The following is a 26,023-nucleotide window of genomic DNA, read 5'->3' on the forward strand; positions in this document are numbered from 1 at the left end:
ATGGAAAACTCTAGCACTTCCACGTTGGGCGTCGGCATCCTCGGTGCCGGGCCAGTCACGCAGGCCATCCACCTCCCAACCCTCTCCCGGATCCGCGATGTCTTCCACGTCGCGAAGGTCATGGACGTCGATCCCAAGATCGCAGAGTCCGTGGCCGGAAGGGTGGGAGCCGGTTGGACCACGAGCATGGACGAACTGCTCGCAGACGAGTCAGTACAGATCGTCGTGGTCTGCAGCCCCCACCAGTTCCATGCTGAGCAGGTGATTGCAGCCTGCCGTGCAGGGAAGCAGGCAATCCTCTGCGAGAAGCCCTTCGCAATGAGCCAAGCGGAAGCGGAGCAGATCGCGGCCGTCTCACAGGAGACCGGCGTGCCGATCATCGTGGGCGCGATGCACACGTTCGATCCGGGATGGCTAGCCGCGAAGGAGCACTGGGGCGATCTGGTCCAGACAGCTCACACCATCCGCTATTCGATCGTCCTCCCGCCCAATCCGCGCTTCGAAGACTTCGCTACGGAAGTCATCACGCGCCCCGAATCGCAGCCGCGGGATCGGCGCGACCCGGAGGTGGCGGCGGGGATGGTTCGGGGCGGCATCATGGGCCTGGCAATCCACGACCTGCCCCTCGTACGCGCTTTCTGCCCGGACTTCACGGACCTCCACGTCCTTTCGTGCGAGGTCCCCGACCCCTCTGGGTACCTCCTCAACCTCCGGATCGGCGACCGGAATGTGCAGGTCTTCGGCATCAACACCCAAAGCTGGGAGCCCGAGTGGATCTTCGAGGCGATCGGTGACGATGCAGCACTCCGCATCGACTTCACGCCCTCCTACGTGCAAGCAGGTTCGGCAACGGCGACGATCAGCCGCGGCGGCAAATCCGAGGTGTACGGCCCGTACCCCTTCAACGGCTATGAAGCGGAGTGGCGCTTTCTCGCCGATCTGGCCAAGGGGAAAGCGCAGCCCCTGGACGTGACCGAACTCATCCACGACCTCACCTTCGCCCTCGAAGTGGCGGACACGGCCTCCGCTGCCGTCCGCGCCACCACAGCTCCCAAGGCCACCACAGCTCCCCAGAAAGAGGCATCCGTATGACCCAGCAGCTCACCGTCACGTCCTCGCCCGAAGCGGACGCCAAGGGCGATGTTCATCAGGTCGTAGCTTCCCTGCCGGTTTCGCTCCACCTTTCCGATGCCGAGGCTTCGGCGTTGGTAGCGATCGCGGGCACACCGGGCTGGACCGAGTCCGCCCTTGGAGCCATTGCCTCCGGTGCGCGAGGTCTCATGATCATCGAGCCTTGCGCAGCCGACGTTGCCAGCCTGAAGAAGCGGGCGGACACCTTGGGAGTGCCCGTCGTCATCGACACGGAATGGGCGCACAACCCGGCAGTTGCCGCCGCGGCGCCGCACTTCGCCTCGCTCGACGACGAGAACAGCCTCCTCGAGGCGCGCGTCAACGCCCGCGTGGGAGCGGACCTCGAGCAAGTGCTGCTCGCGCAGCTCGCCCTGATTCGCGCGGCTGTCGGTCCAGTGGCAAGCCTCACTTACGCGAGGCGGAACCGCCATGGCTACGACGCGCTCGCGACGCTCGTCAGCGGCGCCCGGGCAAGCCTCGCGGCGATCCTCACGGATGCGATTCCTGGATCGGCAGCCCTGCGCATGATCAAGCCCAAGACGGCAGTGACGCTCACGCTGCCCGGCGCCGGGACGGCGGCCCCGGGCAAAGTCACGGTCTCCGGGCCGGAAGGAGCGACCCTCCTGCCGACCCTGTGGGAGACCTCGCATCGCGCGGCATGGCGACGGCTTCATACCCTCGCCGACGCTGGGCAGGCCTGCGAAGACCTTGCCGCCTTCGCCGACGACGCCGCTCTCGCCGTCGAACGCTAGCTGCGCCGTCGAACGCTAGCTGCGCCGTCGAACGCTAGCTGCACGGTCGAGCGCTAGCCCGCCAGACCTCGGCAGAAAGCACATGAGAGCGGCTCCCCGCCTTCCAGCGGGGAGCCGCTCTCTTGTGCGTACCTAAAGCGTCTGGCGTGACGGCGTCACCGCCCGGCGAGCGACCCGCCAATGCCGCCCACGCTGAAGTACTTGTTCAGCACGGAGAACAGGATGATCGGCGGGAGCATCATGACCACCGCGCAAGCGGAGACTGGGCCCCAGTCGGTGGCGTTCTGCTGGAAGAACGTCTCGAGGCCGACAGGGAACGTGTAGTTCGCGTCGGAGCGCAGGAACACGAGTGCCACGAGGTAGTCGTTCCAGGCGAGCAGGAAGGCGAACACCGCCGTCGAGAGGATCCCGGGGAGCGAGTTGCGCAGCACCACTCGGGTGAAGCCGCCGAACACCGAGGCGCCGTCGATCCAGGCGGCCTCCTCGAGTGCGATCGGAATGGAGTCGTAGTAGGCCGCCATCATCCAGATCGCGACGGACATCGTGGAACCGACGTAGATGATCATGACGCCGGTCAGGTTGTCTACGAGTCCGAGCTGGGCGAACAGGATGAACAGCGGGATGACGGCGGTGACCACCGGCAGCGACTGCACGATGAACAGCACGAGGGAGAATCCGGAGACCAGCTTGTTGCGGCCCCGAGAGAGGACGTACCCCGCCGGTGCGGCGACCACGACCGAGACGATGACGGTCACGACGGTCACCAGCAGGCTGTTGTCCAGCCACGTCAGCACGCCCGTCTGGGTGAACACGTTCGTGAAGTTCTCGAACGTGAACGCCGAGGTGCTCGTGCTGCCGAGCGAGGGCTGCAGTGAGAGGAAGAAGATGGCCACGATCGGCACGAGGACGACGGCGGTGATGATCAGGATGAGCAGGAAGCGCCACCAGCGCCCGCGCATCCCGGCTTCCTCGAGCCGGCGCCTTGAGGCGTTGCGCCCGCGTGGGGTCGACTGAGCCGACGCGCGTACGGTTTCGACTGTCATTCGACGCTCGCCTTTCGAATCTGACGATAGAGAATCACGGAGACCACGATCAGGACGATGGTGGTCATGAAGGCGATCGCGACGCCCGGCCCAACCTGGAAGTTCTCGAACACCGTGCGGTAGGCGAGGACGACAAGCGACGTCGTGGAGCCCACGGGGCCGCCGCCGGTCAGCAGGAAGATGGTCGGGAAGTCGTTGACGCAGAAGATGGTCATCAGGATCCAGCTGATGTAGGTCGAGCGTGAGATCAGCGGAAGCGTGATCTGGCTGAACGTCTGCCAGCTCCCAGCCCCGTCGACTCTGGCGGCCTCGTAGACGTTGTTGTCAACGGAGGCGAGCGCGGAGCTCATCATCATCATCATGAAGGGGAAGCTGATCCAGACCTTGAAGACGCAGACCGTGATCTTGGCGAGGGTCGGGTTCGCCAGGAAGAGCACGTTGCCGAGTCCGAGGGCCTGGGCGAGCATCGGGAAGGGGCTCTGCGGAGTCGCCACGAGCCAGTTCCAGGAGAAGGCCGAGACCACGACGGGGACGATCCACGGCAGCAGCAGAAGGACCTTGAACACGCCGCCCGCGGGGATCCGCGTTCTGAGCAGCAGCGCCAGTACAAGGCCGATCACCCAGCTGCCGAACACACCGACCAGGGTGAAGATGAGCGTGAACAGTGCCGCCTGCCAGAAGGCGGGAGTCAGGTTCCCCGAGATGAGGGTATTGATGTAATTGGCGAAGCCGACGAAATCCCCGCCTTGGATGAGGGTGCCGTTTCGCAGCGACTGGTAGGCCGCGTAGATCACCGGGTAAAGGTTGATCAGCAGCAGGAGAATAAGGGCCGGGGCCGTGAAGATAATATAGGTCCAGGCTTTAGCGCGAACTCGCGTATTCTTCTTTCTTGGCCCGGCCGAGCGGCCGCTGCCGGCGACACCGACACCGCGCTTTGCGGGGCCCATTTGGTCGGCGATGGAGTCTGTCGACATTGCTTCTCTCTTTTCTGGCGACGGTGGGCCGGGCGGGTTCCCCGAGAAATTCCCGGGGAACCCGCTCCTTCGGGCTACGACTTCATGTTCGCCTTGATGGTGTTCTGGAGAGTCGTCAGCGCCGTCTTGGCGTCGGTCTTGCCACCCAGGATGGACTGGGTGAACGTGTCCATTGCCGGGGTACCGTCAACGGTCGTGACGCCGAGGAACAGCGCCGTGCCGCCCGGTGCCGCCCACGTCTTCGAGATCGGCTGCCACTCATTGATGACCTTGACGTTGTTGGCGTTCGCCTGAAACTCCTTCGTCTGGGTGATCGACTTGAGCGGCGGCAGCCCGATGCCGGTGGCCTGCGTCCACAGCGGGCTCATGTTCTGGTAGTAGTACGTGAGGAACGCCTCGGAGCCCTGCTGGCTCGGGGTGTTCTTGTACATCATGATGTTGTTCGGGAAGTACAGGGCACCCTTCTTCCCGTTGGGGCTCGTGAGCGGGCTGCCGACCACCAGGTCGTTGAGCGCATCGCCACCCACGTTCTGCGCAAGACCGGCGGTGTCGAAGCCCATGCCGAACTTCTTCGCCTTCCACTGCGACTGGGCGTTCGCGCTCGTGTAGGTGGGGCTGGCCGGGTCGACGTAGCCCTTGCTCACGCACTCGAGCACGAAGTTCATCGCATCGATGTTCTCCTGCGTGACACAGTTCGGCTGCTGGTTCGAATCAAACAGGCCGCCGCCGTTGTTGATCATCCAGCTCACCAGGATGTGGCCGCCCGTGTAGCTGCCCGCACCCGCGCTCGTGCCGTAGCCGTAGACGCCGATCTTCTTGAGCGCCGCGCACGTGTCGAGGAACGACTGCCAGTCGGTCGGCACGCTCGCCCCGGCCTGGGAAAGGAGCGACTTGCTGTACCACAGAACACGCATGTCGAGGTTGTACGGAACAGCCGCGTAGCCCTTCGGGACCTTCATCGCGTCGAGCAGGCCGGGCAGGAAGTCGTTGTACAGCCCGTTGTTCTTCCAGCTGTTCAGCAGATTGTCCGCGTACGCGATAGCGCCCTGCGACTCGAACTGGAACGCCTGCGTACCACCACCGGAGCTCACAGCCGGGCCGGTGTTGGAGGCGACCGCAGAGGAGAACGTCTGGGTGAAGTTCGCCCACTGGATTTCCTGGTAGGTGGCCGCCGGCAGACCGTTCGCTGGCTTGTAGGCCTCAGTGATCTTCTTGTCGAGCGGGTTGAAGGCTGTGTTGCCCCACGGCATGTTCCAGAACTTGAGCGTCTTGCTGCTGCCGCCTCCGCTGCTGGACCCTCCGGTGCACGCAGCCAAGAGCGGGATCGACGCGGCCGCGCCGGCGAGGCCGAGGAAGCCGCGGCGGCTGAAGTTCGAGCCGGTGAATGAATTAGCCATTGATGACTCCTTCGAATGGAAATCAGCAGCCGAGGCCGCAGATTACATACTCTTCATTGAGATAAAACGCGCTTCGTTACGCTGTCTTGAGAAAGAGCCGAATACGGGGCCGGCCTTTCCTGCTGATCAGAACCAGTTGTTTAGGATCCCGTGGGCTCTGCACCTTTCAGCCGGTTGGTTCGGCATCGAGTTGGACCTAAGAGGCTATGGAGAGACGTTTCCTGCCGATGAGGAAGGAGGCGGCTTGTGAGCTGCTTCACAGAGAGCCTAGAAGGACTTTTGACGATGCGCAAGCAAAAGATGAGAAGTTCACATGCCAAAGGGTCAATCACATGGTGATTCAGCCCTCCTGACTCGTAAGCGGTACGGCACTGGGGCGTTCGGCACGGCTGGTCACCGCGACCGATTTCCCGCTGTGCGCCGAGTCCAGAAGGGACTCCATGACATCGAGGGCGTGGAACGCCAGCAGGCCCCCCGCGCGCGGCTCCTGGCCCTCGGGGGTCGAGGCGAGGTCCGCGATGCCGTAGCCGCGGCCAGAGCCGACGTACCCGGCCGAGACGGGCAGCGTCTCCCACTCCGACCCGCCGAGGCGGAACAGACGGGTCTCGCCGTCGAAGTGATTCGGGTCCGGCACTGCGAGGGTCCCCTGCGGCCCGTGGACCTCGATGTTGGAAGAGTGCGTCGCGACGGCGTCGAAGCTCATCACGAGCGTCGAGAGCACCCCCGACTCGTGCACGAGGACACCGGTGACGTGCGTGTCGATCTCGACGGGGATCCTCTCCCCCTCGCGCGGCCCGGATCCGATCACCCTCTCGGCGCGCGTATGGCTCGCCGCCCCGATCACGGAGACCACGGGCCCGAGCAGCGTCACCAGGGCCGTCACGTAGTACGGCCCCATGTCCAGCAGCGGGCCGCCGCCGGGCAGGTAGTAGAAGTCCGGATTCGGGTGCCAGCGTTCGTGCCCCGGAGTGACCATCGTCGCCGTCGCCGCGACGGGAGCGCCGATGAGCCCGTCGTCGATCGCCTTCCGCGCGGTCTGGATGCCCGTGCCGAGCACGGTGTCCGGCGCGCAGCCGACGACGACGCCAGCCTCCCGCGCCGCGTCCAGCACCCGGCGCGCCTCCGCCGTCGTCGCAGCCAGGGGCTTCTCGCCGTACACCGCCTTGCCAGCGGCGATCGCCGCGAGGGCGACCTCGGCATGCGCGGCCGGGATCGTCAGGTTCAGGACCAGGTCGACATCGGGTGCGGCCAGGAGTTCCTCGACACCCACCGCGCGCACACCGCCCTCGCCCGCGCCGCCGTCGTTCCACTCCGCGGCCACCGCGTTGGCCCGCTCCATGTCGATGTCCGCCACCGCCGTCAGCTGCACGTCCTGGAGCCGGCGGAAGCTCTCGAGGTACTGGGCCACGATCTTCCCGCAGCCGATGATGCCGACCCTCAGCGGCTTCTCCCTGTTCACCGGCTCGCCCACAGCAGGCCCCTTTCGATGATGGTGCGTACGTTCGGATCCTCGAGCACCTCGACCCGGTGGCCTGGCGTGCAGACGAAGATCCGGCCCTTGCCCCACTCGCGGGTCCAGATGGCAGGCGAGGTGACCTCGCGGTGCCACGGATCCCATTCGCGCACCTTCTGCGTCGTGGTGGCCAGGACGTCGATGTAGTCATCCGCCAGGACCCAGTACTGCTCGGTCACGAGCCCGAAATCGCCGATCCCCTCTGTGATCGGGTGCGAGGCTGCGGCCGGGAGCATGTTCACCGTGTACGGGACGTAGTTGTCCGACTGCTCACCGACCCGCTCGTCCGGATGCTTGCCCGGATGGCACGCGAACTGGCCGCCGATCAGGTGGAGGTAGTCCGAGGTATTCCGGTACGAGTCCGCGATCCCGCCGTGCCAGCCCGCAAGGCCCGTCCCGTTCTCCACCGCGGTCCGCAGGCCCTCGAACTCGTCCTTCTCGATCGTGGACATCGTCATGCACTGGACCACGAGGTCCACGGTGGCCATGTACTCGGCGTCGGCGTAGACCTTGGGGGATTCCTCGACCCGCACTTCGTAGCCGTGGTCTTTCAGGTACGGAATGAACAGCTCCGTGGCCTCCACCGGCTGATGCCCGTCCCAACCCCCTCGCACCACGAGCGCCTTCTTGCTGCTTGTCACTGATGTCCTTTGCTTGGTTCTGTCGTTCCAGTCGGCTGCTTACGACGGCGGGTGCGCGCTTGGGCGCCGACCGTCACCGGCTGCTGAAAGCTGCGTCGAAGGCCGCGGCGGGCGGGGAGATCTGGGCGAGCTGCTTGACGAGCGCGAGTGCCTGGGGCGCCCCGATGAGGCGGTCCATCCCGGCGTCCTCCCACTCGATGCTCGTGGGCCCCTCGTAGCCGATCGCGTTGAGCGTGCGGAAGATGGGTTCCCACTGCACGTGGCCGTGGCCGGCCGTCACGAAGTCCCATCCGCGGCGAGGGTCCGCCCACGCGAGGTGGGAACCGAGCCGACCGTTGCGCCCGTTGAGCTGTCGGATGGACTCCTTGACATGCACGTGGAAGATTTTCCCCGCGAAGTCCTGAAGGAACATCACGGGGTCGAGGTCCTGCCAGATGAAGTGCGAGGGGTCGAAGTTGAGCCCGAAGCTCTCCCGGTCCGCCATGGCCTCGAGCGTGCGCTTCGCGGTCCAGTAGTCGTACGCGATCTCGGACGGATGCACCTCGAGCGCGAACCGGACCCCGACCTCGTCGAAGACGTCCATGATCGGGTTCCACCGATCCGCGAAATCCTGGTACCCGGCATCGATCATCCCGTCCGGAACCGGCGGGAACATCGCCACCGTCTTCCAGATCGCGGAGCCCGTGAACCCGGTGACCGTCTTGACGCCGAGCCGCGCCGCGGCCCGCGCCGTCGCCTTCATCACCTCGGCCGCGCGTCCCCGCACGCCCTCCGGGTCGCCGTCGCCCCAGACCTCGTCGGAAAGGATGCCGCGGTGCCGCTCGTCGATCGGGTCATCGCACACGGCTTGGCCCGTGAGGTGGTTCGCGATCGCGAAAACCTTGAGCCCGTTGCGCTTGAGGATGTCGAGCCGGTCCTGGACGTAGTCGTCGTCCTCGGCTGCACGGACCGGGTCGAGGTGGTCGCCCCAGCAGGCGATCTCGAGCCCGTCGAAACCCCACTCCCCTGCGAGCCGCGCGACCTCCTCGAACGGCAGGTCGGCCCACTGGCCGGTGAACAAGGTAATCGGTCGCGGTGCCATGGTCATGCTCCTTCTACTTTTGTCCAGCGGCTCTCGTCCGCGGCGCTCGCTTCGACAGCTTCCAGAACGCGCTGAACTTGGAGCGCGTCCGCGAACGACGGCGCGGGCTGCTTCCCTGCCGCGATGGCCTCCACGAGGTCCACCACTTGATGGGTGAACGCGTGCTCGTACCCGAGCCCGTGTCCCACCGGCCACCAATGGCCCGTGTACGGGTGCGCGGGTTCGGTGACCTGGATCTTGCGGAAGCCGGCGTTCGGTTCCTGCGCGGCGTCGTAGAGCCACAGCGAGTTCATGTCCTCGAAGTCGAACGCGAGCGAGGCCTTCGAGCCGTTGAGCTCGAGCCGCATCGCGTTCTTGCGGCCCAGCGCGAACCTCGTCGCCTCGAAGACGCCCACCGCACCGCCGTCGAACCGCGCGCTGAAGATCCCGGCGTCGTCGACTGTCACCGGGCCCTTCGGGCCGCCCGTTTGGCCTGCCCCGCCCAGGCCAACGAAGTCGCCGCCCACCGGCCGTTCCTTCACGAACGTCTCAAGCAGCGCCGAAACCCCCGCAATGTCCTGCCCGGTGATCCACTGGGCGGCGTCGATGATGTGGGCGCCGATGTCCCCGAGCGAGCCGGAGCCCGACTTCGTCTTGTCGAGCCGCCACGTCAAAGGGGCGTTCTCGTCCGTGAGCCAGTCCTGCAGGTACTGGGCCCGCACATGCCGGATCTGGCCGAGCGCGCCCGAATCCACGATCTGCTTGGCGAGGGCCAGCGCGGGCGTGCGGCGGTAGGAGAACCCACACATCGAGAAGGCACCCCGCGCGGCAGCCGAATCCGCGGCCGTCGTCATCCGCTCTGCCTCGGCGACCGAGTTCGCAAGCGGCTTCTCGCACAGCACGTGCTTGCCCGCCTCGAGGGCTGCGATGGCGATCTCCGCGTGAGTGTCGCCGGGGGTGCAGATGTCGATGAGATCGATGTCGTCGCGCTCGATCAGCCGGCGCCAGTCCGTCTCCGTCGACTCCCAGCCCAGCTTCTCTGCAGCCGCCGCCACCCGCTCGGGGTCCCGGCCTGCAAGGGCGGCGAGCTTCGGCGCCAGCGGCAGGTCGAAGAAGTGCGGCGCCGTGCGCCATGCCTGTGAGTGCGCTGCGCCCATGAATGCGTAGCCCACCATGCCTACGCGCAGAGGTCTTGGTTCTGTCATGCCCCGCTCCCTTCTCGCGACGGCTGGCCGCCGATTCGCTCGGGGACAGCCGACGGTCGCAGTTGCAAAATTTCGGCTCCCCGCTGAGGGTCTTCGAAATATTTCGTAGCGTTATCGCTCGCACTCACGCTAGGAGGTGACTCGCGTCACGGTCAAGGGGTCACGCGGAAAAAGTTTAGAGCCTTAACCAAAGTGCGCGGGCGCATTGACGGCTTGCCGCCGACCCAGCACACTGTCCCTAGCGAAATTCTTTCGAAAGTCAGGAACTCCGGCATGACGCTCACCGGCAGGAAGCCCACCCTCGCCGCCATCGCGCGCCTCACCGGCGTTTCGACTCCGACGGTCTCGAAGGTGGTCAACGGGCGCGAGGACGTGGCCGCCGAGACCCGCGCCAAGGTGCTCGCCGCCCTCGAGGAAGCCGGGTACGAGTCGCCCGCCCACCGGAGGACGACGCGCCGCACCGCCGTCGTCGAGGTCGCCTTCGACGCGATCAACTCGAACTACGCCTCGGCCCTGCTCGACGGGATCCTCGCGCAGGCCGCCGCCATGGGCGTCGAGGTGGTGCTGAGCGTGACCGGGAGCGTGCCCGCTGCAGGCATCGACCTTGAGCGCAGGGCCCAGCGCACGGTCGACGAAGAACGGTCCGGCATCATCGTCGTCACATCCGCGTTCACCGGGTCCCACCTCGCCGCCTTCCATCGGCGCCGAGTCCCCGTCGTCGTCATTGACCCCCTCAACCCGCCGCCGTCCGACGTCGTGAGTGTCGGTGCCACGAACTGGGCCGGCGGCAAAGCGGCCGCCGAACACCTGCTCGACCTCGGGCACCGCCGGATCGCCTACCTCGGCGGCCCAGAATCCGCCGAGTGCAGCCAAGCCAGGCTCCACGGCTACTTCTCCGCACTCATGTCCCGGGGCGTCGAGGTCGATCCTCGTCTCGTGCGGCACGGGAGGTTCCGCGTCGAGGACGGGGTCGAAGGGCTCACCGGCCTCTTGGCCCTCGACGAGCGGCCCACCGCTATCTTCGCTGGCAGCGATGCGATCGCTGTCGGCGTCCTGCGCGAAGCCCGGCAGCGCCGCATCCACGTGCCGGAAGAGCTCAGCCTTGTCGGGTTCGACGGCACAGCTCTCGCGGAGGATTCCGTTCCCGCGCTCACCTCCGTCGCGCAGCCCCTGCACGACATGGGCCGGACCGCCCTGCGGACCCTCCTGCGACAGGCACGCGGCGAGCAGCTCGACTCCCACCGCGTCGAACTCGCGACGCAGCTCGTGGTCCGGGAGTCGACGGCGCCCGCCCCCGCCTGATCGTTTCGGGTACGCCAACTCCCCCTCTCAGCCGTTCCGGGTACGCCAACTCCCTCCCTCAGCCGTTCCGGGTACGCCAACTCCCTCCCTCAGCCCTTCCGGGTACGCCAACTCCCCGACATCGCACGAGCCAAACGCCAGACACAGCCGGAGCACAGGATCCTTTCGTCCACCCCATAGGGTCCCTCTGTACGTTCTCGGTAGGCGCGGCGAGGGTCCGCGCAACGGAGGAACCCATGTTTGCTCGGTACCTGCGGCGCGAGCTGTCAGGCAGACGGAAACAGACCGTCATCATCGCGATCGCCCTGGCATTGGCGATCGCCCTCGTCATCGTCGTCAACGCCCTCTCGGCTGGCGTACGCGACGCGCAGAAGGCCGCCCTTGCAACCGTGTACGGAGTCGGGACTGACATCACCGTCACCCAGGCTCCCGCAGCGCCCACCGCAGGCGGCACACAGGGGCCGCGATTCCAGTTCAACGGAGGCGCCGACAATAATCAGGGCTCCTCGACGTCGGTCAACCAGTCCCGCCTCATCGCGGGCCGCGGTTCGGCGACCTTCGCTTCGACGTCGCTCGCCACCGTGCAGAAGACCTCGGGTGTGCAGTCCGCCTCGGCGGCCCTCTCGCTCACCAACATCACGCTCAACGGGCAGGTCGCCCAGCAGAACGGCAGCACCGGCGCGGCTCCGACGGCTCCGTCGCAGACGGGCCAGTCGCAGAGCGGCTCGGGACGCCGCTTCGGCTTCGGCGGCAACTTCGGCGTCGACTCGTTCAGCGTCCTCGGCATCGACGGCAACGCTGACAAGGTCGGCCCGCTCGCCGCGACGACTGTCTCGAAGGGTCGCGCGCTCGGCACTCAGGACGTCGGCCAGCACAACGCTGTGATCGACTCCTCGTACGCGACCACGGCGAACCTCTCGCTCGGCGGCACGATCAACGTCGGCGGCCAGAACTTCACGATCGTCGGCATCGTCTCGGCAACGGGCTCTGACTCGCAGACGGCCGCTGACGTGTACATTCCGCTCGACGTCGCCCAGACCCTCTCGACCGAGACCGGCAAGATCAGCACGGTCTACGTCCAGGCCTCGTCCTCGGATCAGGTCGCGAACCTCAAGACGGACCTCCAGAAGGCCCTCCCGTCGCAAACCATCAACACCCAGGCCGACCTCGCCTCGAACGTTTCGGGTTCGCTCTCCACGGCGTCCAGCCTCATCTCGGGCCTCGGCACGTGGCTCTCGGTTGCCGTCCTGGCCGCGGCCTTCCTGCTCGCGGCGCTCCTCACGCTCTCCGGCGTCTCGCGCCGCACGCGTGAATTCGGCACGCTCAAGGCCATCGGCTGGCGAAACGGCCGCATTGTCCAGCAGGTCGCGGGCGAGTCCCTCGTCCAGTCCCTCATCGGTGGTGTCGTCGGCATCGCCGTCGGCCTCATCGCCGTCGTCGTCATCAACATGGTGAGCCCCTCGCTCACGGCTGGCGCCGGCGCGGGGCGCGGCTTTGGCGGTGCCGCCCGGGCAGCCGGAGGCGCAGCGGGCCGGGCCGCCCAGAACGGGGCGGGCGGTGGCGGCGGCTTCGGCGGTGGCGGTGGCTTCGGTGGCGGCGGCTTCGGCGGCGGTGGTGGGCTCGGCAGCTCGGCGACGCACGTCGCCCTCGGAGCTCCGGTCGCGCCTTCCTTCATCCTCATCGCCGTCGGCATCGCCATCCTCGGCGGCCTCGTCGCGGGGGTCGTGGGCGGCTGGCGGGCTGCACGCCTCCAGCCTGCTGAAGCGCTGAGGAGCTTGGCCTGATGACTATCGACAACAAAGCAGCGGAGGAACCTGTGCAGGAACAGACCAGCGTTCAGAGCCCAGCCGTCACGCCCGCTCCCGAAGGCCAGGCGGCGAAGGTCCCCATGTTCCAGCTCGAGAACGTCGGCAAGACGTACAAGCAGCGCGACCGCACGGTCCGCGCGCTCGACGGCGTGACGCTTTCGATCGGGGCCGGCCAGCTAGTCGCGATCCAGGGCCCGACTGGCGGCGGAAAGTCCACCCTCCTTCAGATGCTCGGTGCGCTCGATCGGCCGAGCGAGGGCGTCGTTCGGCTTGCGGGGCGCGAGATTTCGCGTCTCCGCGACCGCGAACTCGCCGACATCCGCGCGACCGAGGTGGGTTTCGTCTTCCAGTCGTTCAACCTGATCCCGACCCTCACGGCTCAGGAGAATGTCGAGATGGGCCTCGAGCCGCTGCACCTCAAGCCGGCCGAACGTGCGGAGCGGGCCACTCAGGCCCTCGCCTCCGTGGGCCTCGCGGACCGCGCGGGTCACCGCCCAGGCGAGCTGTCCGGCGGCCAGCAGCAGCGCGTCGCCATCGCGCGCGCGCTCGCCAAGCAGCCGAAGGTCCTCCTCGCCGACGAGCCCACGGGCAACCTCGACGAGGGCACGCGCGACGAGATCATGGATCTCTTCGAGGGCCTGTGGCGTCAGGGCCTCACGATCGTGCTCGTCACGCACGACTCCTCGGTCGCGCGCCGGGCGGAGCGGCGCCTGCGGATTGCGGGCGGAAAGCTCACCGAGAAGAACTAGGGGCGCGTCGCCGGCAGAAGGCGTACGACGACGGGTGGCGGCTTCCTTCGCGGAGGCCGCCACCCGTCGTCGTACGCTCTTGTGACGGAAGGTGCGGAACACGACGGACGCAAGGATCGGAACATGGACTTGAACAACGCGGTGATGATCGTGACGGGCGCCTCCTCGGGGATCGGAGCGTCGACGGCGCGCGCGGCTGCCGAGGCGGGTGCCCGTCTGGTCCTCGCGGCGAGGCGGCACGAGCGGATCAGCGAACTCGCGGAGCAGCTCGCGGACGCGATCGCCGTGCGATGCGACGTGACCGAGCCGGCCCAGGTCCGGAACGTCGTGGACGTGGCTCTCGAGCGGTACGGGCGGGTGGACGTTCTCATCAACAACGCAGGCCAGGGCCTGCACGAGCCCCTCGAGGACGTGGATCCCGAGGACTTCCGCGCCATCCTCGAGCTCAACACCGTCGCCCCGCTCGTCGCGATGCAGGCCGTGCTCCCGACGATGCGGGCACAGGGTGCCGGCAGCATCGTCAACGTCAGCTCGGGCACCACCCTCCGGCCCTTTCCCGGCACCGGGGCGTACGCGGCGTCGAAGGCCGCGCTCAACATGCTGTCCGCGATCGCCCGGGCGGAGTTCGCCGACTCGGGCATCGCCGTCTCAACCGTCTACCCCTTCATTACCGCCACCGAGTTCCACCAAGTCCTCCGCGCAGGCTCCGGCCCCGCGAGACGCGAAGGTGGGCCGCAGGCGCAGACCCCCGAAGAGGTCGCAGCGGTCATCCTCGATCTCGTGCGCTCGGGGGCGGAACGGGCCGATCTCCTCCCCACAAGGTTCGGCGGCTCCTACACGGGGTGAGCAGCGAGACCGACGACGACGGCGGGCGGCACTTCCAGGGAAGTCGCCGCCCGTTGGCGTACCCGAGACGGATTCTGGGGTGAGTTGGCGTACCCGAGATGGGATTTTGAGGGGAGTTCGCGTACCCGAAACGCATAAGCCCAGCCATGGGAAAAGTCCATACTCGTCGCGCTACAAATCGGGTGATTCGGCTCACCATGGGCGGGTAATGGGGGTCCATGCACGCGAGGCCCGTCAGGACCCTCCGCTCGCTTTTGCACCCTAGCGAGCAGCGAGGCCCTGTGGGATCGTGAGGTCACGCCGGGAAGGTCATTGACTTCCGGCGCAGCGCTCCGGCTTCGGAGCTCCGACTCGCCAGTGAGCCGCCGCTCGGGACCGGAGCAAATGTATATCTGAATTCAGCCTTAACACGGATGGAGGCTCCCGTGGACGGTAGGGCGAAATTGGTGGCCGTATTGCTCGGCGGCTATCTGCTCGGCAGAACCAGAAAAATGAAGCTGGCCATCACTGTTGCTGGCGCCCTCGGCGGCAGGCAACTCATGACCCATCGAGGAGACATTATCGGCCGGGCCACGAAGGCCTTGGATTCGTCTCCGGAGGCGAAACGCCTCGTTGAGCAAGTAACTGGAACACTCGCACAGGCGGCACGCGGCGCGGCGATTTCGGCAGCAGCAAAGGGCGTCGGCTCGCTCAGCGAGAACCTGCAGAATCGGGCCGAAAAGCTCAAGGCGCCGAAGGAAGCCGCCGGTCAGGCGGCCGGCACGGCGAAGGAGACCGCGGGACAGGCGGCGGGTACCGTCGGCTCTGCCGCGGGCCTGGCCACCGCGGCTCTGCGCAAGCGGCCCAAGGGAGGCAAGCCCGAAGAGGAGACCTCCCAGGAAGAGTCGCCGGAAGGAGAAGCCGAGGGCCAGGAACCCGAGGACGAATACGACGAGGACCAGGAGTCGGAGGACGAAGGCGAGGACGAACAGCGCGAGGACGAGGAGCAAGGGTCCGAGGACGAGGAGGAGGAGCCTGAGCGACCGGCCGCCCGTCAGGACCGCGGCGGTTCGGATCGGGGAGGATCCGATCGGGGCGGCTCCGGGGGCAGCCAAGGCGGCTCGGGTGGTCAGAAGCCGATTCAACGGCCAGCCCGCCCCCGTCCCTCAGGGGCGCGTCCCGGTGGTGAGCGTCGCAGCGCTCCCCGGCGCGCGACGTCGTCCGGCCGTTCGTCCGGGAAGCCGTCGTCCGAATAGACCTCTCGTCAGAGGAGACACGCCATGGAGGCAAAGGCAGACTCCGGCACGCTCACCGACAAGCTCGGTCTGGGCGGCCTGAAGGACGCGGCGGGCAGCTTCGCGTCGTCGCTCGTGAACAATGGCATTGGCAAGGTCAGCGACAAGGTCGAGGGCATCACCGACAAGCTCAGTGACTTCACCGACGGCAAGTCCTCGGGGCCGAGCATCAAGGACAAAGCCGTCAGCGAGGGCATCAAAGCGAAGGTGCAGGGCAAGAACCCGGCCCTCGCCGCGGTCGGTGGCGCATTCAGCGGTGTCAAGGACAAGGTGAAGGACGCCGCTCAGGCGGTCACGGGCCGCGGGAGCCGTGGCAGCCGGAAACAGAAGCTGGTCAATATCGTCGAATGGGTCGACGTGGGCGTGCCTGTCAAGGTCGCCTACAACCAGTGGACCGAATTCGAAGAGTGGTCGGACTTCATGAAGAAGGTCAAGAACGTCGAGTATGACGAGGACCAGGGAAAGGTCTCCTTCAAGGGCCAGGTATTCCTCTCCCACCGCACCTGGGAATCGCAAATCAAGGAGATGATTCCGGACACCAGGATCATCTGGAAGTCCAAGGGGCAAAAAGGTCACCTTGACGGCGCCGTGACATTCCACGAGTACGGACCTCAGCTGACAAAAATCTGTGCGGTTGTCGAGTATTACCCTCAAGGATTCTTTGAGAAGACAGCACAGATATGGCGTGCCGTAGGAAGACGCGTGCGAGTTGAACTCAAGCGCTATGTCCGCCACGTCATGACGTCGACAATCCTCGACCCCGAGGGGACCGAGGGGTGGCGCGGCGAAATCCGCGACGGCGAGATCGTGCGCACGCACGAGGAAGTCGTGGAGGAGGAGCAGCGCCAGGCCGACGAGGATCGGAGGCGCGCCGAAGAAGAAGAGCCCCAGGAGGGAGAGGACCGGGAAGGCCAGGAGCAGGGCGAAGAAGAAGAGCCTGAGGACGAGTACGACGAGGGCGAGGAAGAGCCCGAGGACGAGTACGACGAAGGCACCGACCAAGACCAGGCCGACCGTGGAGACCGCGGCGAAAACCGCGGCGAAGGCGAATACGAAGACGAAGAGGAGGGCGGCGAAGAGGAGGGCGAAGAGCCTGAGGACGAGTACGACGACGAAGGCGAATACGAGGAAGACGAAGACGAGGGCGAAGAGCCCGAGGACGAGTACGACGACGAAGACGAGGGCGAAGAGCCCGAAGACGACGAGGCCGAGGACCGGGATGCCGGTCAGAGTCGCCAGCCGTCCGGGAGCCAGGGGCGCCGATGACCGGTGCCGCGAATTCGATGATGTCCAACCTGACCCTTCCGTCTAGAGCCAAGCTAGGAGCGGATTCATGAGCAGCACGGCCATGCAGCCACGAGGTGGTTACCTCGACCGCCCGCATTCCAGTTCCCTCGCCGATGTCCTCAACGTCATTCTCGACAAAGGCCTCGTGATCGACGCGTACGTGCGCGTATCGCTCGTCGGCATTGAGATCCTCACGATCGACGCAAGGATCGTCATTGCGAGCGTGGACACCTACCTGCGCTTCGCAGAGGCTACGAACCGCCTCGACCTCGCGCAGCAAGGAGGCAAGGGCCTCCCCGACATGATCGGGGACATGTCCGAGGGCGGATCGCACGGCAAGACCAAAGGCGTGATCGGCGGTGTGAAGGACGCGCTCGTCGGCGACCGGGACAAGGACGACGGCGACAAGGAAGAAGCGCGTCCATCTCGCCGGCGGAGGGATGAAGGGTAGGCATGGAGAATCCATCGGAGATTTCCACGAACCTGTACGTCTACGGGGTCGTCCCTGCCGAAGCCGAGATCCCTCGCCTCACTGGCCTCCGGGGCGAAGAAATCGTGACGGTGCCTTCCGAAGCGCACGCGGCACTCGTGTCACCGCTCCCTGATCCGGAGACGATCGGCACTCCCGATGACCTCATGGCGCATAGCTCGGTCCTGGATCAGATCGCCGCGACGGCACCTGTGCTTCCGATGGTCTTCGGGACGGTCGTCCCGAACGCCGAGACCCTTACGGACGAAGTCCTCGATCCGCAGTACGGCCTCTACGAGGAGAACCTACGGCGCATAGGCGATGCTGCCCAGTTCTCCTTGCAAGCCCGATTCGTCCGTGACGCAGTCCTCGCCGAGCTCATCAACGAGGAACCGGAGATCGCCTCACTTCGCGAGGCGATCTACGGGACCTCGGAGGATGAGACCCGGAACGAGCGGATTCGCCTCGGGGAACTGATCGTCCAAGGGCTCCAGCGAAAGGCCGCGGACGAGGCTCCTCGCATCCGCTCCGCCCTCGAGCCCCTGGCCAGAGAGACGGTAGAGCGCGAGGCCAGCCAAGCCGAGGACGTCCTCGATCTCGCGGTGCTGGTCGAGAGACCTCGTCAGGCGGAGTTCGAACAGACGGCTGAGGCGTTGGCCCAAGAAGGCGCGGGGCGTATCACGTTCCGCCTCATCGGGCCGCAGGCACCCTACGACTTCACGGGGGAGGTCTGATGGGTCTCATCTCGGGCCTCTTCGGACTTCCGCTGGCTCCGGCGCGGGGGGTTGTCTGGGTCGCCGAGCGTCTGCAGGAGGAGGCAGAGCGCCAGTATTACGACCCGGGCACGATCCGGCGCGACCTTCAAGCGGTAGCCGCCGCGCGAGACGAGGGCAGCATTTCGGAAGAGGAGGCGGCCGAGCTGGAGCGCGAGCTCGTGGCCCGCCTCCTCGAGGGCAACGCCCGACGACGGAAGGGCGGCTGATGGCAGACGAAGAGCAGCGGGCGGCGCCGCCCCACCGCGGTGAGCGTGATCGTGACCGCGAAGAGGCACCGCGGGAGCGTGATCGAGACCGCGAAGGGCCACCGCGCCGAACGAGGCCACCGGGCGAGAGGCCTACCCGACCCCGGCCCAAGCCGGACGAGCGGGAGCAGCGGGAGCAGCGCGACGAACAGCCCCGCCGCCGCGAGCGCGAGGACCGGAATGAGCGGGATGACCGCGACGAGCGAGATGAGCGCGACGAGCGGGAGGACCAGGATCGCGAGCGAGAGCAGCCCGCGAAGAAGGGCCTCAGTACTACGCGTCTGGCTCAGAGCGCGGTCGCGCAGCTCCAGCAGCTGACGACGCGTGACATCGAGGCCGTCGTTGGGATGTCCCGCAACGAAAACGGCAACCTGACGGTGATTCTTGAGGTGGTGGAGAGCGCTCATTTCCCCGATTCGGCGGACATCATGGCCGAGTACTCTGTGGAGGTAGACCCTCAGGGGGACCTTGTGGGCTACTCGAGAGGCCCCAGATACCAGAGGGGCCGACCTACCGGCAAGTGAGCCGAGGCCGGCAAGTAAGCCAGGCCGGAAGACCATCTGAATCAGCAACAACCCGGACCAGCAACACCAGGCGATCAGCAATAGCCAGTCAGAGAAGAGTGGGAGTCGGCGCAACCAGACAGGCGGATTCGGTCGGATGAGCAGCGAAAGCGAAAGCTCCGAGCCAGGGCAGTCCGTGCCAAGGGCGGACGCGAGTCCTCCTGCGTCCGGCGAAGCTCCCGGCCCCGGCCGCGGATCCGGTTCCCAGCGCGGGTCCGAGTCCGCGTCCGGCCCCCGCGAGTCCAATTCGCCCTCGGCACCTTCGCCCTCGGCACCTTCCCCCTCGGCGCCGCGCTCCGACGTCGTCCCCTATTCCTCCCGAAGCCAGGCCGCTTCGCCCTACCCTCAACGCCAGGGGTCGTCGCGCCAGCCGATGCAGCCCGAGCGGAGCCGCGAGGGCACGCTCGAACACCTCATCGAGACCCTGCTCGACAAGGGTCTCGTCATCAATGCGGACATCACCGTTTCACTCGCGGGGGTCGAGCTCCTGGGGATCCGCATCCGGGCGGCGCTCGCCTCGCTCGAGACTGCCGCGCGCTATGGCCTCGACTTCCCGATGGGCACCAACCGGAATACGTCCGCGTGGGACAACGCGATGGAGCAGAAGGAGACGTGCCCGCAGTGCGGCAAGAGCTCCCCGGTCGATCAGCTCCTCTACGAGTTCTGCCCCTGGTGCGGATGGCGGAGCGCGCTCGCGCTTCAGGGCGGAAATGCGCATAACGACGGCGCCCATAACGAGGACCCCCATAACGACGACGGCGACCGCGAGCCTGACAAGGCACCCAAGCGTCAGTCTGGCAAGGGCGAAGGGGCCGAGGGCTGAATGGCCGCCAATTCCCCCGAGCGCTCACAGCGCCCACCCCTGACGCCGAGGCGCGACTCCGAAGCAACGCTGTCCGGGCTCCTCGACGTGGTCCTCAACAAGGGGGTGTACCTCGACCTCGACGCGATCGTCACGGTGGCCGAGGTACCGCTCATCGGAATCAGCCTGCGAGCCGTGCTTGCGGGCATGGAGACGATGCTCGAGTACGGGATGATGGACGACTGGGACGAGCGCACCCGTGCGTGGGCGCGCCGATCGCTTCCGTCCGGCCTCGAACTGGACGAGCACGAGGAGATCATCACGCGGATGCCCGGCTCTGCGTTCCGGGACGAGCTGCCGAACGGCGTGTGGCAGCCAGGGACCGTGTTCCTCACGACCCGACGGCTCCTCGTTTACCGCAGCGAGCCCGCCACGCTCCTGTGGGAGGCGCCGATCAGCGCGATTGCCCACCTCGGGATCGTGCGGGAGCGGACGGTCGGCGGCGAGGAGGCCCAGCGTCTCGCCGTCATGCTGGACGACGGCGCCACGGCTCGCCTCACTGCCGCGAGGCCTGAGATTCTGCGGGATCGGCTCGCGGAAGCCCGCTCCGGACGCATGGCCTCAGGGCTGACGGGTGCGTCGGGACGGTCTGCCGGCGAGGTGCCGCACGGCGAGGAGGCTCGGCCGCCGAGTGGGGCGAGTGGGGCCGCAGAGGAGGGCGAGCTCTGGTTCGCGGAGGCGCGGGCCGGGGGCCATGCGTGGCGGCGGGGCATTGGGCGCTGGGACAGTGCCGAGGGGTTCACATGGACGGGCGACGGCGATCGACGGCCAGCGGTGCGTGTCGCACCGTCGGAGATTCACGGGGTCCGGGACGTCCCCTCGGAGAGTGCGGCGCAGCCAGCGGGGCTCCCCGGGGAAGCCGAGCCGTTCATCCTGAGAACAGCCCGGGGCGACATCCCGCTCGCGACCGCGGACCCTGCCCGCTGGCGCGCTTGGCTCGAGCAGCAAGGACGCGAGCAGCCAAGACCCGAGCAGCTAAGACCCAAGGAGGGCCGGTGAATACTCTGAGGATCGACGAGGACAACCTCAAGAACGGCATCCTGACGCTCGTCGTGACGCTCGTAGAGGTCATCCAGGAGGCGCTCGAGACGCAGGCGGCGCGCCGCATCGAGGGCGGGACCCTGACCGATGAGGAGCAGGAACGACTCGGGAACGCGCTCATGGAACTCGATGAAGCAATGGCCCAGCTCAAACGCGACCACGGGATCAGCGACGCGGTCGACGAACTCCGGCGCGGCCTCGACGACGTCGTCGCCGACCTCGTCGACAAGGTGACGAACCCCGACCGCTGGGACGATGCCCGGGGGCAATTGCCGTGACGGACCTGTACGTGTACGGCATTGTCCCCGCCGGCCCGGATACCGCGGGCCTTGATCCCGCTCGCCTCGGCAGCGGCATCGACGGAGCCGCGCTCGAACTCGTGCGGGCGCGGGAGGGGATTGCCGCCGTCGTCCATCGCCACTCGGAGCCGCCCTACAGCGGATCCGACGAGGCTGCGGAGCGCCGGGTGCTTGAGCACAGCGAGGTCGTCGAGCGGTGTTGGGCGGCGACCAAGGCAATATTGCCCATGGGGTTCAACGTCATCGTCACTCCGGGGGACGGCGCGTCCGCGGAGGGAAGGCTCGCCGAGTGGCTGAACCGCTCGGCTCCCGCGCTGGCGCGACGGCTCGAAGCCCTGCGCGGGCTCGTCGAGCTGCGCGTGGAGATCTCCCTGCAGGAGGATGCTGCCGGGAGCGGAAGCGCCGAGGTGCGCGAGCTCGAAGAGAGCCTCCGGGAGCGGCCCGCGGGGGTTCAGCGCCTGCTCCGGAGGCGGCTCGAGTCGCTCCGTAGGGCTACTGCGGAGGAGACTGCCGACCGCCTCTACCCCGAGTACCGGCGCCGGCTCGCCCGACTCTCTCGTGATCTCACCGAGAACGTCCGGGGCCACCCCCCGGAGGGCTGCGTGACCGTGCTGAACGTCGCCGTCCTCGCAGACGAGGCGGGCATCACCCCGATCGGCGCCGAGCTCGGGGACATCGAGGCCGAGGAGCCTGGCGTTCGTGTGACCTTTCTGGGCCCGTGGCCCCCGTTCTCCTTCGCCGACGTGCCCGACCTGCCGTCGGTAGAGTGGACTGCATGAGTGAGGGAATCGACGTCGGCAGCCCGGACGAGATCGAGGAGGGCACGGCCAAGGTCGTTGAGCCTGAGGATTCAGGGGTCGATGAACCGATTGCCGTCTTCCACACGGAGTCCGGCTGCTTCTTCGCACTCAACGATACGTGCACGCATGAGGAGGCATCGCTCGCCGAGGGCTGGATCGAGGGTGACACCGTCGAGTGCCCCCTCCACTCCTCGAGCTTCGACCTCCGCACTGGGAAGGTGCTCTGCCTTCCGGCCACCGTCGACGAGCCCACGCACAAAGTCACCGTTGAGAACGGGCGGGTCGTCCTCTACCCGGGCGTCCCCGCCGATGACGCGGCCCGCACCGCAGACTGAGGCGTGAGCCCGGACCTTGGCGCCCCGCGTCGGATAGTGGTCGTCGGCGGAGGCGTGGCCGCCTTCAGCGCCGCGAGCGAGCTTCGGGCCCGCGGGTACGACGGCGCACTGACGCTCCTCTCCCCCGAAGGCCTTCCCTACGACAGGCCGCCCCTCAGCAAGGGGTATCTGCTCGGCAGCGAGGACGCCGCGAAGATCGTCCTCGCTCCCGAGGACTGGTACGCCGAGCACGGGGTCGAGGTTCTCACGGAGCGGGCGGCCGCGCTTCGGCCGTCGGAGGCCTCCGTGGAGCTGGGCAACGGCAGGACTCTGGGAGCTGACCGTGTCCTGATCGCCACGGGCGCTCGGCCTCGCCCCCTCGCCGTTCCAGGTGGGGAGGCGGCGCTCACGCTCCGGGACCGCGCGGATGCAGACGCACTCCGGGCGGCCCTCGCTCCGGGAGCGCGCGTCGTCGTCGTCGGCGCCGGGCTCATAGGCGCCGAGGTGACCTCGGCCGCCGTCGGCTTCGGCGCAGAGGTGACGCTCGTCGACCCCATCGACCCCCCACTCGTGCCCGCCGTGGGCGAGGCGCTCGCGCGGCGGCTCCACGAAATGCACGGCGAGCATGGTGTGCGCACCGTCGCTTCGGTGCCCGTCGAGATTGCAGCGTCCGACGGCGGAGCGTGCCTTGTGCGTCTCGCCGGCGGTTCCGCCGTGGCCGCCGACGCCATCGTGGCCGGGATCGGGATCGTGCCCAACTCAGCCCTCGCGGCTGACGCCGGGATCGAGGTCGACGACGGAGTGCTCGTCGACGCCTCCGGCGCAACCTCGAACCCCGGGGTGTTCGCGGCGGGCGACGTCTCACGCCTCCGGCATCCCGACGGAGCACTCGCTCGCCGAGCCGAGCACTGGGAGGCGGCCGTGCGGTCCGGGCAGGCGGCTGCGGCGGGAATGCTGGGCGAGCCCGCTCCCGAGTTCGGGGCACCCTGGTTCTGGTCAGATCGCTACGGCGCTCACGTCGAGGCGGTAGGGACGCTCGACGCCCGCTCAGCGGGCCGCATCGTCCTCCGGGAGGCCGACGGGCTCCCCCAGGCAGCGTTTCTCCTCGCCGACGACGGGCGCTTGCTCGGCGCGGCCGCCGTCGGCTTCCCGCTCCTGATCCGCGCCGCACGCCGCATCATGGACCGCGGCCTCGCACCGGACCCGGCTGCTCTCGCCGACCCCAGCGTCCCTCCGCGAAAACTCATCCACTAAGCGACGAGTGGCACTTCTCACCGGACCAGTGGCGACTTCTCACCCGACTGGCACATGCAGCGTTGCCTGGATCGCCTTGACGAGGCTCTCAGGAGAGTGTGAGATGTCGAGGCGGAGGCTTCCGTTCGCGTACTCGTCTGCAGTGAGGGGCTCGAGCGTGGCGAGCTGGCTCGGCAGAAGGCCGGTCGGCATGAAGTGTCCGCTCCGGCTGGCCATGCGCTCCGCAAGAAGCTCGGGCGAGCCATCGAGATGCGCGAAGACGACGTGCCCGTCGGCTTGAGTGAGGAGCCTGCGGTAGCTGCGCTTGAGAGCGGAGCAGGTCAGGACCGTGCTCCGGCCCACGGCGGCCTGCGCGGTCATCCAGTCCCGGATGCTCCGGAGCCAGGGCCAGCGGTCCTCGTCGGTGAGGGGAACCCCGCTCGCCATCTTCTCGACGTTCGCCCGGGGGTGGAACTCATCGGCCTCGGCGAGGACCCAGCCCAGACGATCGGCGAGCGCGGCCGAGACAGTCGTCTTGCCCGCTCCAGCCACGCCCATGACCACGACATGCAGGGATTCCATTGCTACCTCCGCAGAAGACGTCGTTGGCTTCCGAAGAAGCGCCAATGCGGCAAACGCCGCCTTTCAAAGATAGCACCATTGAGTGAAATAGGTAATACTTTTAGGTGAGGCTACTCACGCGAAAGGTCGAGACCGATGACGACTCCCCAGGCGAACGACGACGGCGCACCCGTCCTGGACGCCGCGGTCGACGACGCGCGGCTCGCCCCGCCGTCGTCAGCTTCCCCCGACGCCGTCGGCCTCCACCGCCGGATGCTCGACTCCATTGGCGAAGCCATCGCCTCGGGCCGCTACGCGCCCGGCCATCGGCTCACCCTCGAGGAACTCCAACGCGAGCACGGCGTCTCCCGCACCGTGGCCCGCGACACGATGCGCGCGCTCGAGACGATGAACCTCGTTACCTCGCGGCGCCGGGTCGGGATCGTGGTGCAGGAGGCGGCGAAGTGGAACGTCTACGATCCCCAGCTCGTGCGGTGGCGGCTGGCTTCGGAGCGGCGCGACGAGCAGTACGCCTCGTTGACTGAGCTCCGCATCGCCGTCGAACCGGTGGCGGCGGCAGGTGCTGCGCGTCGCGGGAGCGGCGACCAGCGCATGGAGCTCCTACGCTTGGCGGCCGAACTCGAGCGGCTCGGCGCGGCCGGGGACCTCGAGGCCTTCCTCGCGGCCGATATAGCTTTCCACCGGCTCATCCTGCGCAGCAGCGGCAACGAAATGTTCGCGGCGCTCGACGGAATGGTCTCCGAGGTGCTCACGAGCCGGACCCGCCAAGGACTCATGCCGTTCCACCCGCGGAACGAGGCGCTGGATGCGCACCGGCACGTGGCCGAGGCGATCGGAGACGGGGACGCCGCCCGCGCCGAATCGTCGATGCGGGACGTGCTCCAAGAAGTGCGCACGGCCCTCCGCCTGAACCCCTGACCACCTGACGCCCCCGCTCCCCCAGCCCCCGGGCCTCCCCCGCCCCCGCTCTTTCCGTTTCGGGTACAGAAACTCCGCCTCACCAGCAACACGGGTACGCCAACTCCGCCTCACCAGCAACACGGGTACGCCAACTCCGCCTCACCAGCAACACGGGTATGCCAACTCCGCCTCACCAAATTCCTCGCGAGAAGCGGCTCGGGCAAGCAGACCCTCTAACGAGCCACACGAACTACATGAGGCATGCGAGCACGGCCTCGCCGCCCGCCCATTCGGCGATGAGCGAGGGGCCCTCCGGCATCTCGGCGCCGAGTTCCCGCGCGATGCGCAGCGTGGCGCCGTCGACGGACACCTCTGCGGCAGCACCGTCGTCGGACGAGGCGGCAGCGCGGTCAGCCTGCATCCCCGCCGCCGACGAGCGCAACCGCACATCCGGCTCCCGGCGGCCGACGGCCTTTCCACCGGAATGCAGCTCAAGCACCGCTTGGTCCTGCTGCCCCCTGACCGCACGTGCCAGAGCAGCGAGGGCAACTGGGTCGGCCAGTCCGTCGTACACCCAGCGGGTGCCCAGCACGGAGTGCTCCATCGTTCCGATGAGCCCGCCCTCTGCGCCCTCCAAGGGAGCCCCGCGGTAGGTCACAACAACATGGAAAGCCGCAGAACCCCGACCGAGGAGAAAGCCCTCAATTCCGACCTCACCGTCAGGGTCGGGACTGTCCGAATAACGGTGGGTTCGGTTTGGCCCATGGTTAGTTGATGCGGCCTTCGAAGGCGATCGCGAAGGCGTTCAGTGCCGGCTTCCAGCGTGTGGCCCAGCGTGCCCTGCCGCGCCCAGTGGGGTCAAGGGACCGGGTGACGAGGTACAGGCACTTCAGGGCCGCCGCGTCGTTGGGGAAGTGGCCTCGGGCCCTGACTGCGCGCCGGTAGCGTGCGTTGAGG

Annotated in this window: 28 protein-coding genes and 1 pseudogene; 19 read left to right on the top strand and 10 right to left on the bottom strand. The window is 67.4% G+C overall.

Annotated elements, in window-relative coordinates:
- Positions 1 to 1,092, top strand: coding sequence for a Gfo/Idh/MocA family protein (locus LK10_RS09030; protein ID WP_043122572.1), 1,092 nt, complete (start codon positions 1 to 3; stop codon positions 1,090 to 1,092).
- Entirely contained in the window at positions 1,089 to 1,883 is a 795-nt protein-coding gene (locus LK10_RS09035) for a hypothetical protein (RefSeq protein ID WP_052207136.1), read from the top strand. The genes LK10_RS09030 and LK10_RS09035 overlap by 4 nt, the downstream gene beginning before the upstream one ends.
- A 155-nt stretch (positions 1,884 to 2,038) precedes the next feature.
- On the opposite strand, the gene LK10_RS09040 is transcribed toward LK10_RS09035, so the two are convergent.
- The 7 genes from LK10_RS09040 to LK10_RS09070 all read right to left on the bottom strand — a co-directional run bounded on the left by LK10_RS09040 (position 2,039) and on the right by LK10_RS09070 (position 9,716).
- Positions 2,039 to 2,926 carry a carbohydrate ABC transporter permease gene (locus LK10_RS09040; protein ID WP_052207137.1) on the bottom strand — a complete coding sequence of 296 codons (888 nt, stop codon included), beginning with the start codon at positions 2,924 to 2,926 and terminating at the stop codon, positions 2,039 to 2,041.
- On the bottom strand, positions 2,923 to 3,900 hold the full coding sequence (locus LK10_RS09045) for a carbohydrate ABC transporter permease (RefSeq protein WP_043122576.1): 978 nt from the start codon (positions 3,898 to 3,900) through the stop codon (positions 2,923 to 2,925). Before LK10_RS09045 ends, LK10_RS09040 begins: the two co-directional genes overlap by 4 nt.
- 74 nt (positions 3,901 to 3,974) lie before the next feature.
- Positions 3,975 to 5,297, bottom strand: coding sequence for an ABC transporter substrate-binding protein (locus LK10_RS09050; RefSeq protein WP_043122578.1), 1,323 nt, complete (start codon positions 5,295 to 5,297; stop codon positions 3,975 to 3,977).
- Positions 5,298 to 5,637: 340 nt separating this feature from the next.
- Complete coding sequence (locus LK10_RS09055; protein ID WP_043122581.1) at positions 5,638 to 6,768, bottom strand: Gfo/Idh/MocA family protein; 1,131 nt, start codon at positions 6,766 to 6,768, stop codon at positions 5,638 to 5,640.
- Positions 6,753 to 7,451 carry a ThuA domain-containing protein gene (locus LK10_RS09060; RefSeq protein WP_043122584.1) on the bottom strand — a complete coding sequence of 233 codons (699 nt, stop codon included), beginning with the start codon at positions 7,449 to 7,451 and terminating at the stop codon, positions 6,753 to 6,755. Before LK10_RS09060 ends, LK10_RS09055 begins: the two co-directional genes overlap by 16 nt.
- Before the next feature lie 73 nt (positions 7,452 to 7,524).
- On the bottom strand, positions 7,525 to 8,532 hold the full coding sequence (locus LK10_RS09065; protein ID WP_043122587.1) for a sugar phosphate isomerase/epimerase family protein: 1,008 nt from the start codon (positions 8,530 to 8,532) through the stop codon (positions 7,525 to 7,527).
- Positions 8,533 to 8,534: 2 nt separating this feature from the next.
- Positions 8,535 to 9,716, bottom strand: a complete 1,182-nt coding sequence (locus tag LK10_RS09070) for a Gfo/Idh/MocA family protein (RefSeq protein WP_043122589.1) — start codon at positions 9,714 to 9,716, stop codon at positions 8,535 to 8,537.
- A 273-nt stretch (positions 9,717 to 9,989) separates the two neighbouring features.
- Here LK10_RS09070 and LK10_RS09075 point away from each other — a divergent pair, with 273 nt between their 5' ends.
- The 16 genes from LK10_RS09075 (at position 9,990) to LK10_RS09150 (ending at position 23,605) form a co-directional block, all read left to right on the top strand.
- A complete protein-coding gene (locus tag LK10_RS09075; protein ID WP_043122593.1) occupies positions 9,990 to 11,018 on the top strand; it encodes a LacI family DNA-binding transcriptional regulator in 1,029 nt (342 codons plus the stop codon).
- 236 nt (positions 11,019 to 11,254) lie between these two features.
- The gene (locus LK10_RS09080) at positions 11,255 to 12,802 is read left to right on the top strand and encodes an ABC transporter permease (RefSeq protein WP_043122596.1); all 1,548 of its coding nucleotides are present in this window, start codon (positions 11,255 to 11,257) and stop codon (positions 12,800 to 12,802) included.
- Between the two features lie 104 nt (positions 12,803 to 12,906).
- Complete coding sequence (locus LK10_RS09085) at positions 12,907 to 13,575, top strand: ABC transporter ATP-binding protein (RefSeq protein ID WP_043122700.1); 669 nt, start codon at positions 12,907 to 12,909, stop codon at positions 13,573 to 13,575.
- Positions 13,576 to 13,698: 123 nt separating this feature from the next.
- The gene (locus LK10_RS09090) at positions 13,699 to 14,421 is read left to right on the top strand and encodes an SDR family NAD(P)-dependent oxidoreductase (RefSeq protein ID WP_043122702.1); all 723 of its coding nucleotides are present in this window, start codon (positions 13,699 to 13,701) and stop codon (positions 14,419 to 14,421) included.
- A gap of 491 nt (positions 14,422 to 14,912) precedes the next feature.
- Positions 14,913 to 15,656 (top strand): hypothetical protein, encoded by a 744-nt coding sequence (locus LK10_RS09095; RefSeq protein ID WP_043122598.1) that lies wholly within the window; start codon positions 14,913 to 14,915, stop codon positions 15,654 to 15,656.
- A gap of 24 nt (positions 15,657 to 15,680) precedes the next feature.
- Positions 15,681 to 16,961: an SRPBCC family protein gene (locus LK10_RS09100; protein WP_043122601.1), complete on the top strand. Its 1,281-nt coding sequence runs from the start codon at positions 15,681 to 15,683 to the stop codon at positions 16,959 to 16,961.
- Positions 16,962 to 17,028: 67 nt separating this feature from the next.
- Positions 17,029 to 17,433, top strand: coding sequence for a gas vesicle protein GvpJ (gene gvpJ, locus LK10_RS09105; RefSeq protein WP_043122602.1), 405 nt, complete (start codon positions 17,029 to 17,031; stop codon positions 17,431 to 17,433).
- Positions 17,434 to 17,435: 2 nt separating this feature from the next.
- Positions 17,436 to 18,185, top strand: coding sequence for a GvpL/GvpF family gas vesicle protein (locus LK10_RS09110; protein WP_043122604.1), 750 nt, complete (start codon positions 17,436 to 17,438; stop codon positions 18,183 to 18,185).
- Complete coding sequence (locus LK10_RS09115; RefSeq protein WP_043122605.1) at positions 18,185 to 18,433, top strand: gas vesicle protein GvpG; 249 nt, start codon at positions 18,185 to 18,187, stop codon at positions 18,431 to 18,433. The genes LK10_RS09110 and LK10_RS09115 overlap by 1 nt, the downstream gene beginning before the upstream one ends.
- A complete protein-coding gene (gene gvpO / locus LK10_RS09120) occupies positions 18,433 to 18,996 on the top strand; it encodes a gas vesicle protein GvpO (protein WP_052207138.1) in 564 nt (187 codons plus the stop codon). Before LK10_RS09115 ends, gvpO begins: the two co-directional genes overlap by 1 nt.
- A gap of 412 nt (positions 18,997 to 19,408) precedes the next feature.
- Positions 19,409 to 19,858 carry a gas vesicle protein gene (locus LK10_RS22830; protein ID WP_052207139.1) on the top strand — a complete coding sequence of 150 codons (450 nt, stop codon included), beginning with the start codon at positions 19,409 to 19,411 and terminating at the stop codon, positions 19,856 to 19,858.
- Complete coding sequence (locus LK10_RS21270) at positions 19,859 to 20,896, top strand: gas vesicle protein (RefSeq protein ID WP_081998402.1); 1,038 nt, start codon at positions 19,859 to 19,861, stop codon at positions 20,894 to 20,896.
- Positions 20,893 to 21,216 carry a gas vesicle protein K gene (locus LK10_RS22260; RefSeq protein ID WP_231567695.1) on the top strand — a complete coding sequence of 108 codons (324 nt, stop codon included), beginning with the start codon at positions 20,893 to 20,895 and terminating at the stop codon, positions 21,214 to 21,216. Before LK10_RS21270 ends, LK10_RS22260 begins: the two co-directional genes overlap by 4 nt.
- On the top strand, positions 21,213 to 22,016 hold the full coding sequence (locus tag LK10_RS09140; protein ID WP_043122606.1) for a GvpL/GvpF family gas vesicle protein: 804 nt from the start codon (positions 21,213 to 21,215) through the stop codon (positions 22,014 to 22,016). The genes LK10_RS22260 and LK10_RS09140 overlap by 4 nt, the downstream gene beginning before the upstream one ends.
- A complete protein-coding gene (locus LK10_RS09145; protein WP_043122608.1) occupies positions 22,013 to 22,372 on the top strand; it encodes a non-heme iron oxygenase ferredoxin subunit in 360 nt (119 codons plus the stop codon). Before LK10_RS09140 ends, LK10_RS09145 begins: the two co-directional genes overlap by 4 nt.
- Before the next feature lie 3 nt (positions 22,373 to 22,375).
- Positions 22,376 to 23,605, top strand: coding sequence for an NAD(P)/FAD-dependent oxidoreductase (locus LK10_RS09150; protein WP_043122610.1), 1,230 nt, complete (start codon positions 22,376 to 22,378; stop codon positions 23,603 to 23,605).
- A 39-nt stretch (positions 23,606 to 23,644) separates the two neighbouring features.
- On the opposite strand, the gene LK10_RS09155 is transcribed toward LK10_RS09150, so the two are convergent.
- On the bottom strand, positions 23,645 to 24,166 hold the full coding sequence (locus LK10_RS09155; RefSeq protein WP_043122611.1) for a gluconokinase: 522 nt from the start codon (positions 24,164 to 24,166) through the stop codon (positions 23,645 to 23,647).
- 135 nt (positions 24,167 to 24,301) lie between these two features.
- On the opposite strand from LK10_RS09155, the gene LK10_RS09160 reads away from it, so the two are divergent.
- Positions 24,302 to 25,084: a FadR/GntR family transcriptional regulator gene (locus LK10_RS09160; protein ID WP_052207140.1), complete on the top strand. Its 783-nt coding sequence runs from the start codon at positions 24,302 to 24,304 to the stop codon at positions 25,082 to 25,084.
- Positions 25,085 to 25,316: 232 nt separating this feature from the next.
- Here LK10_RS09160 and LK10_RS09165 read toward each other — a convergent pair.
- Together LK10_RS09165 and LK10_RS09170 are read right to left on the bottom strand one after the other, a co-directional pair.
- A pseudogene (locus LK10_RS09165) lies at positions 25,317 to 25,787 on the bottom strand (maltokinase N-terminal cap-like domain-containing protein); the annotation flags it as partial.
- Between the two features lie 46 nt (positions 25,788 to 25,833).
- A partial coding sequence (locus LK10_RS09170; RefSeq protein ID WP_043122613.1) for a transposase occupies positions 25,834 to 26,023 on the bottom strand: 190 nt, incomplete at its 5' end.

The sequence above is a fragment of the Sinomonas humi genome, assembly GCF_000802235.1.
Classification (GTDB): domain Bacteria; phylum Actinomycetota; class Actinomycetes; order Actinomycetales; family Micrococcaceae; genus Sinomonas; species Sinomonas humi.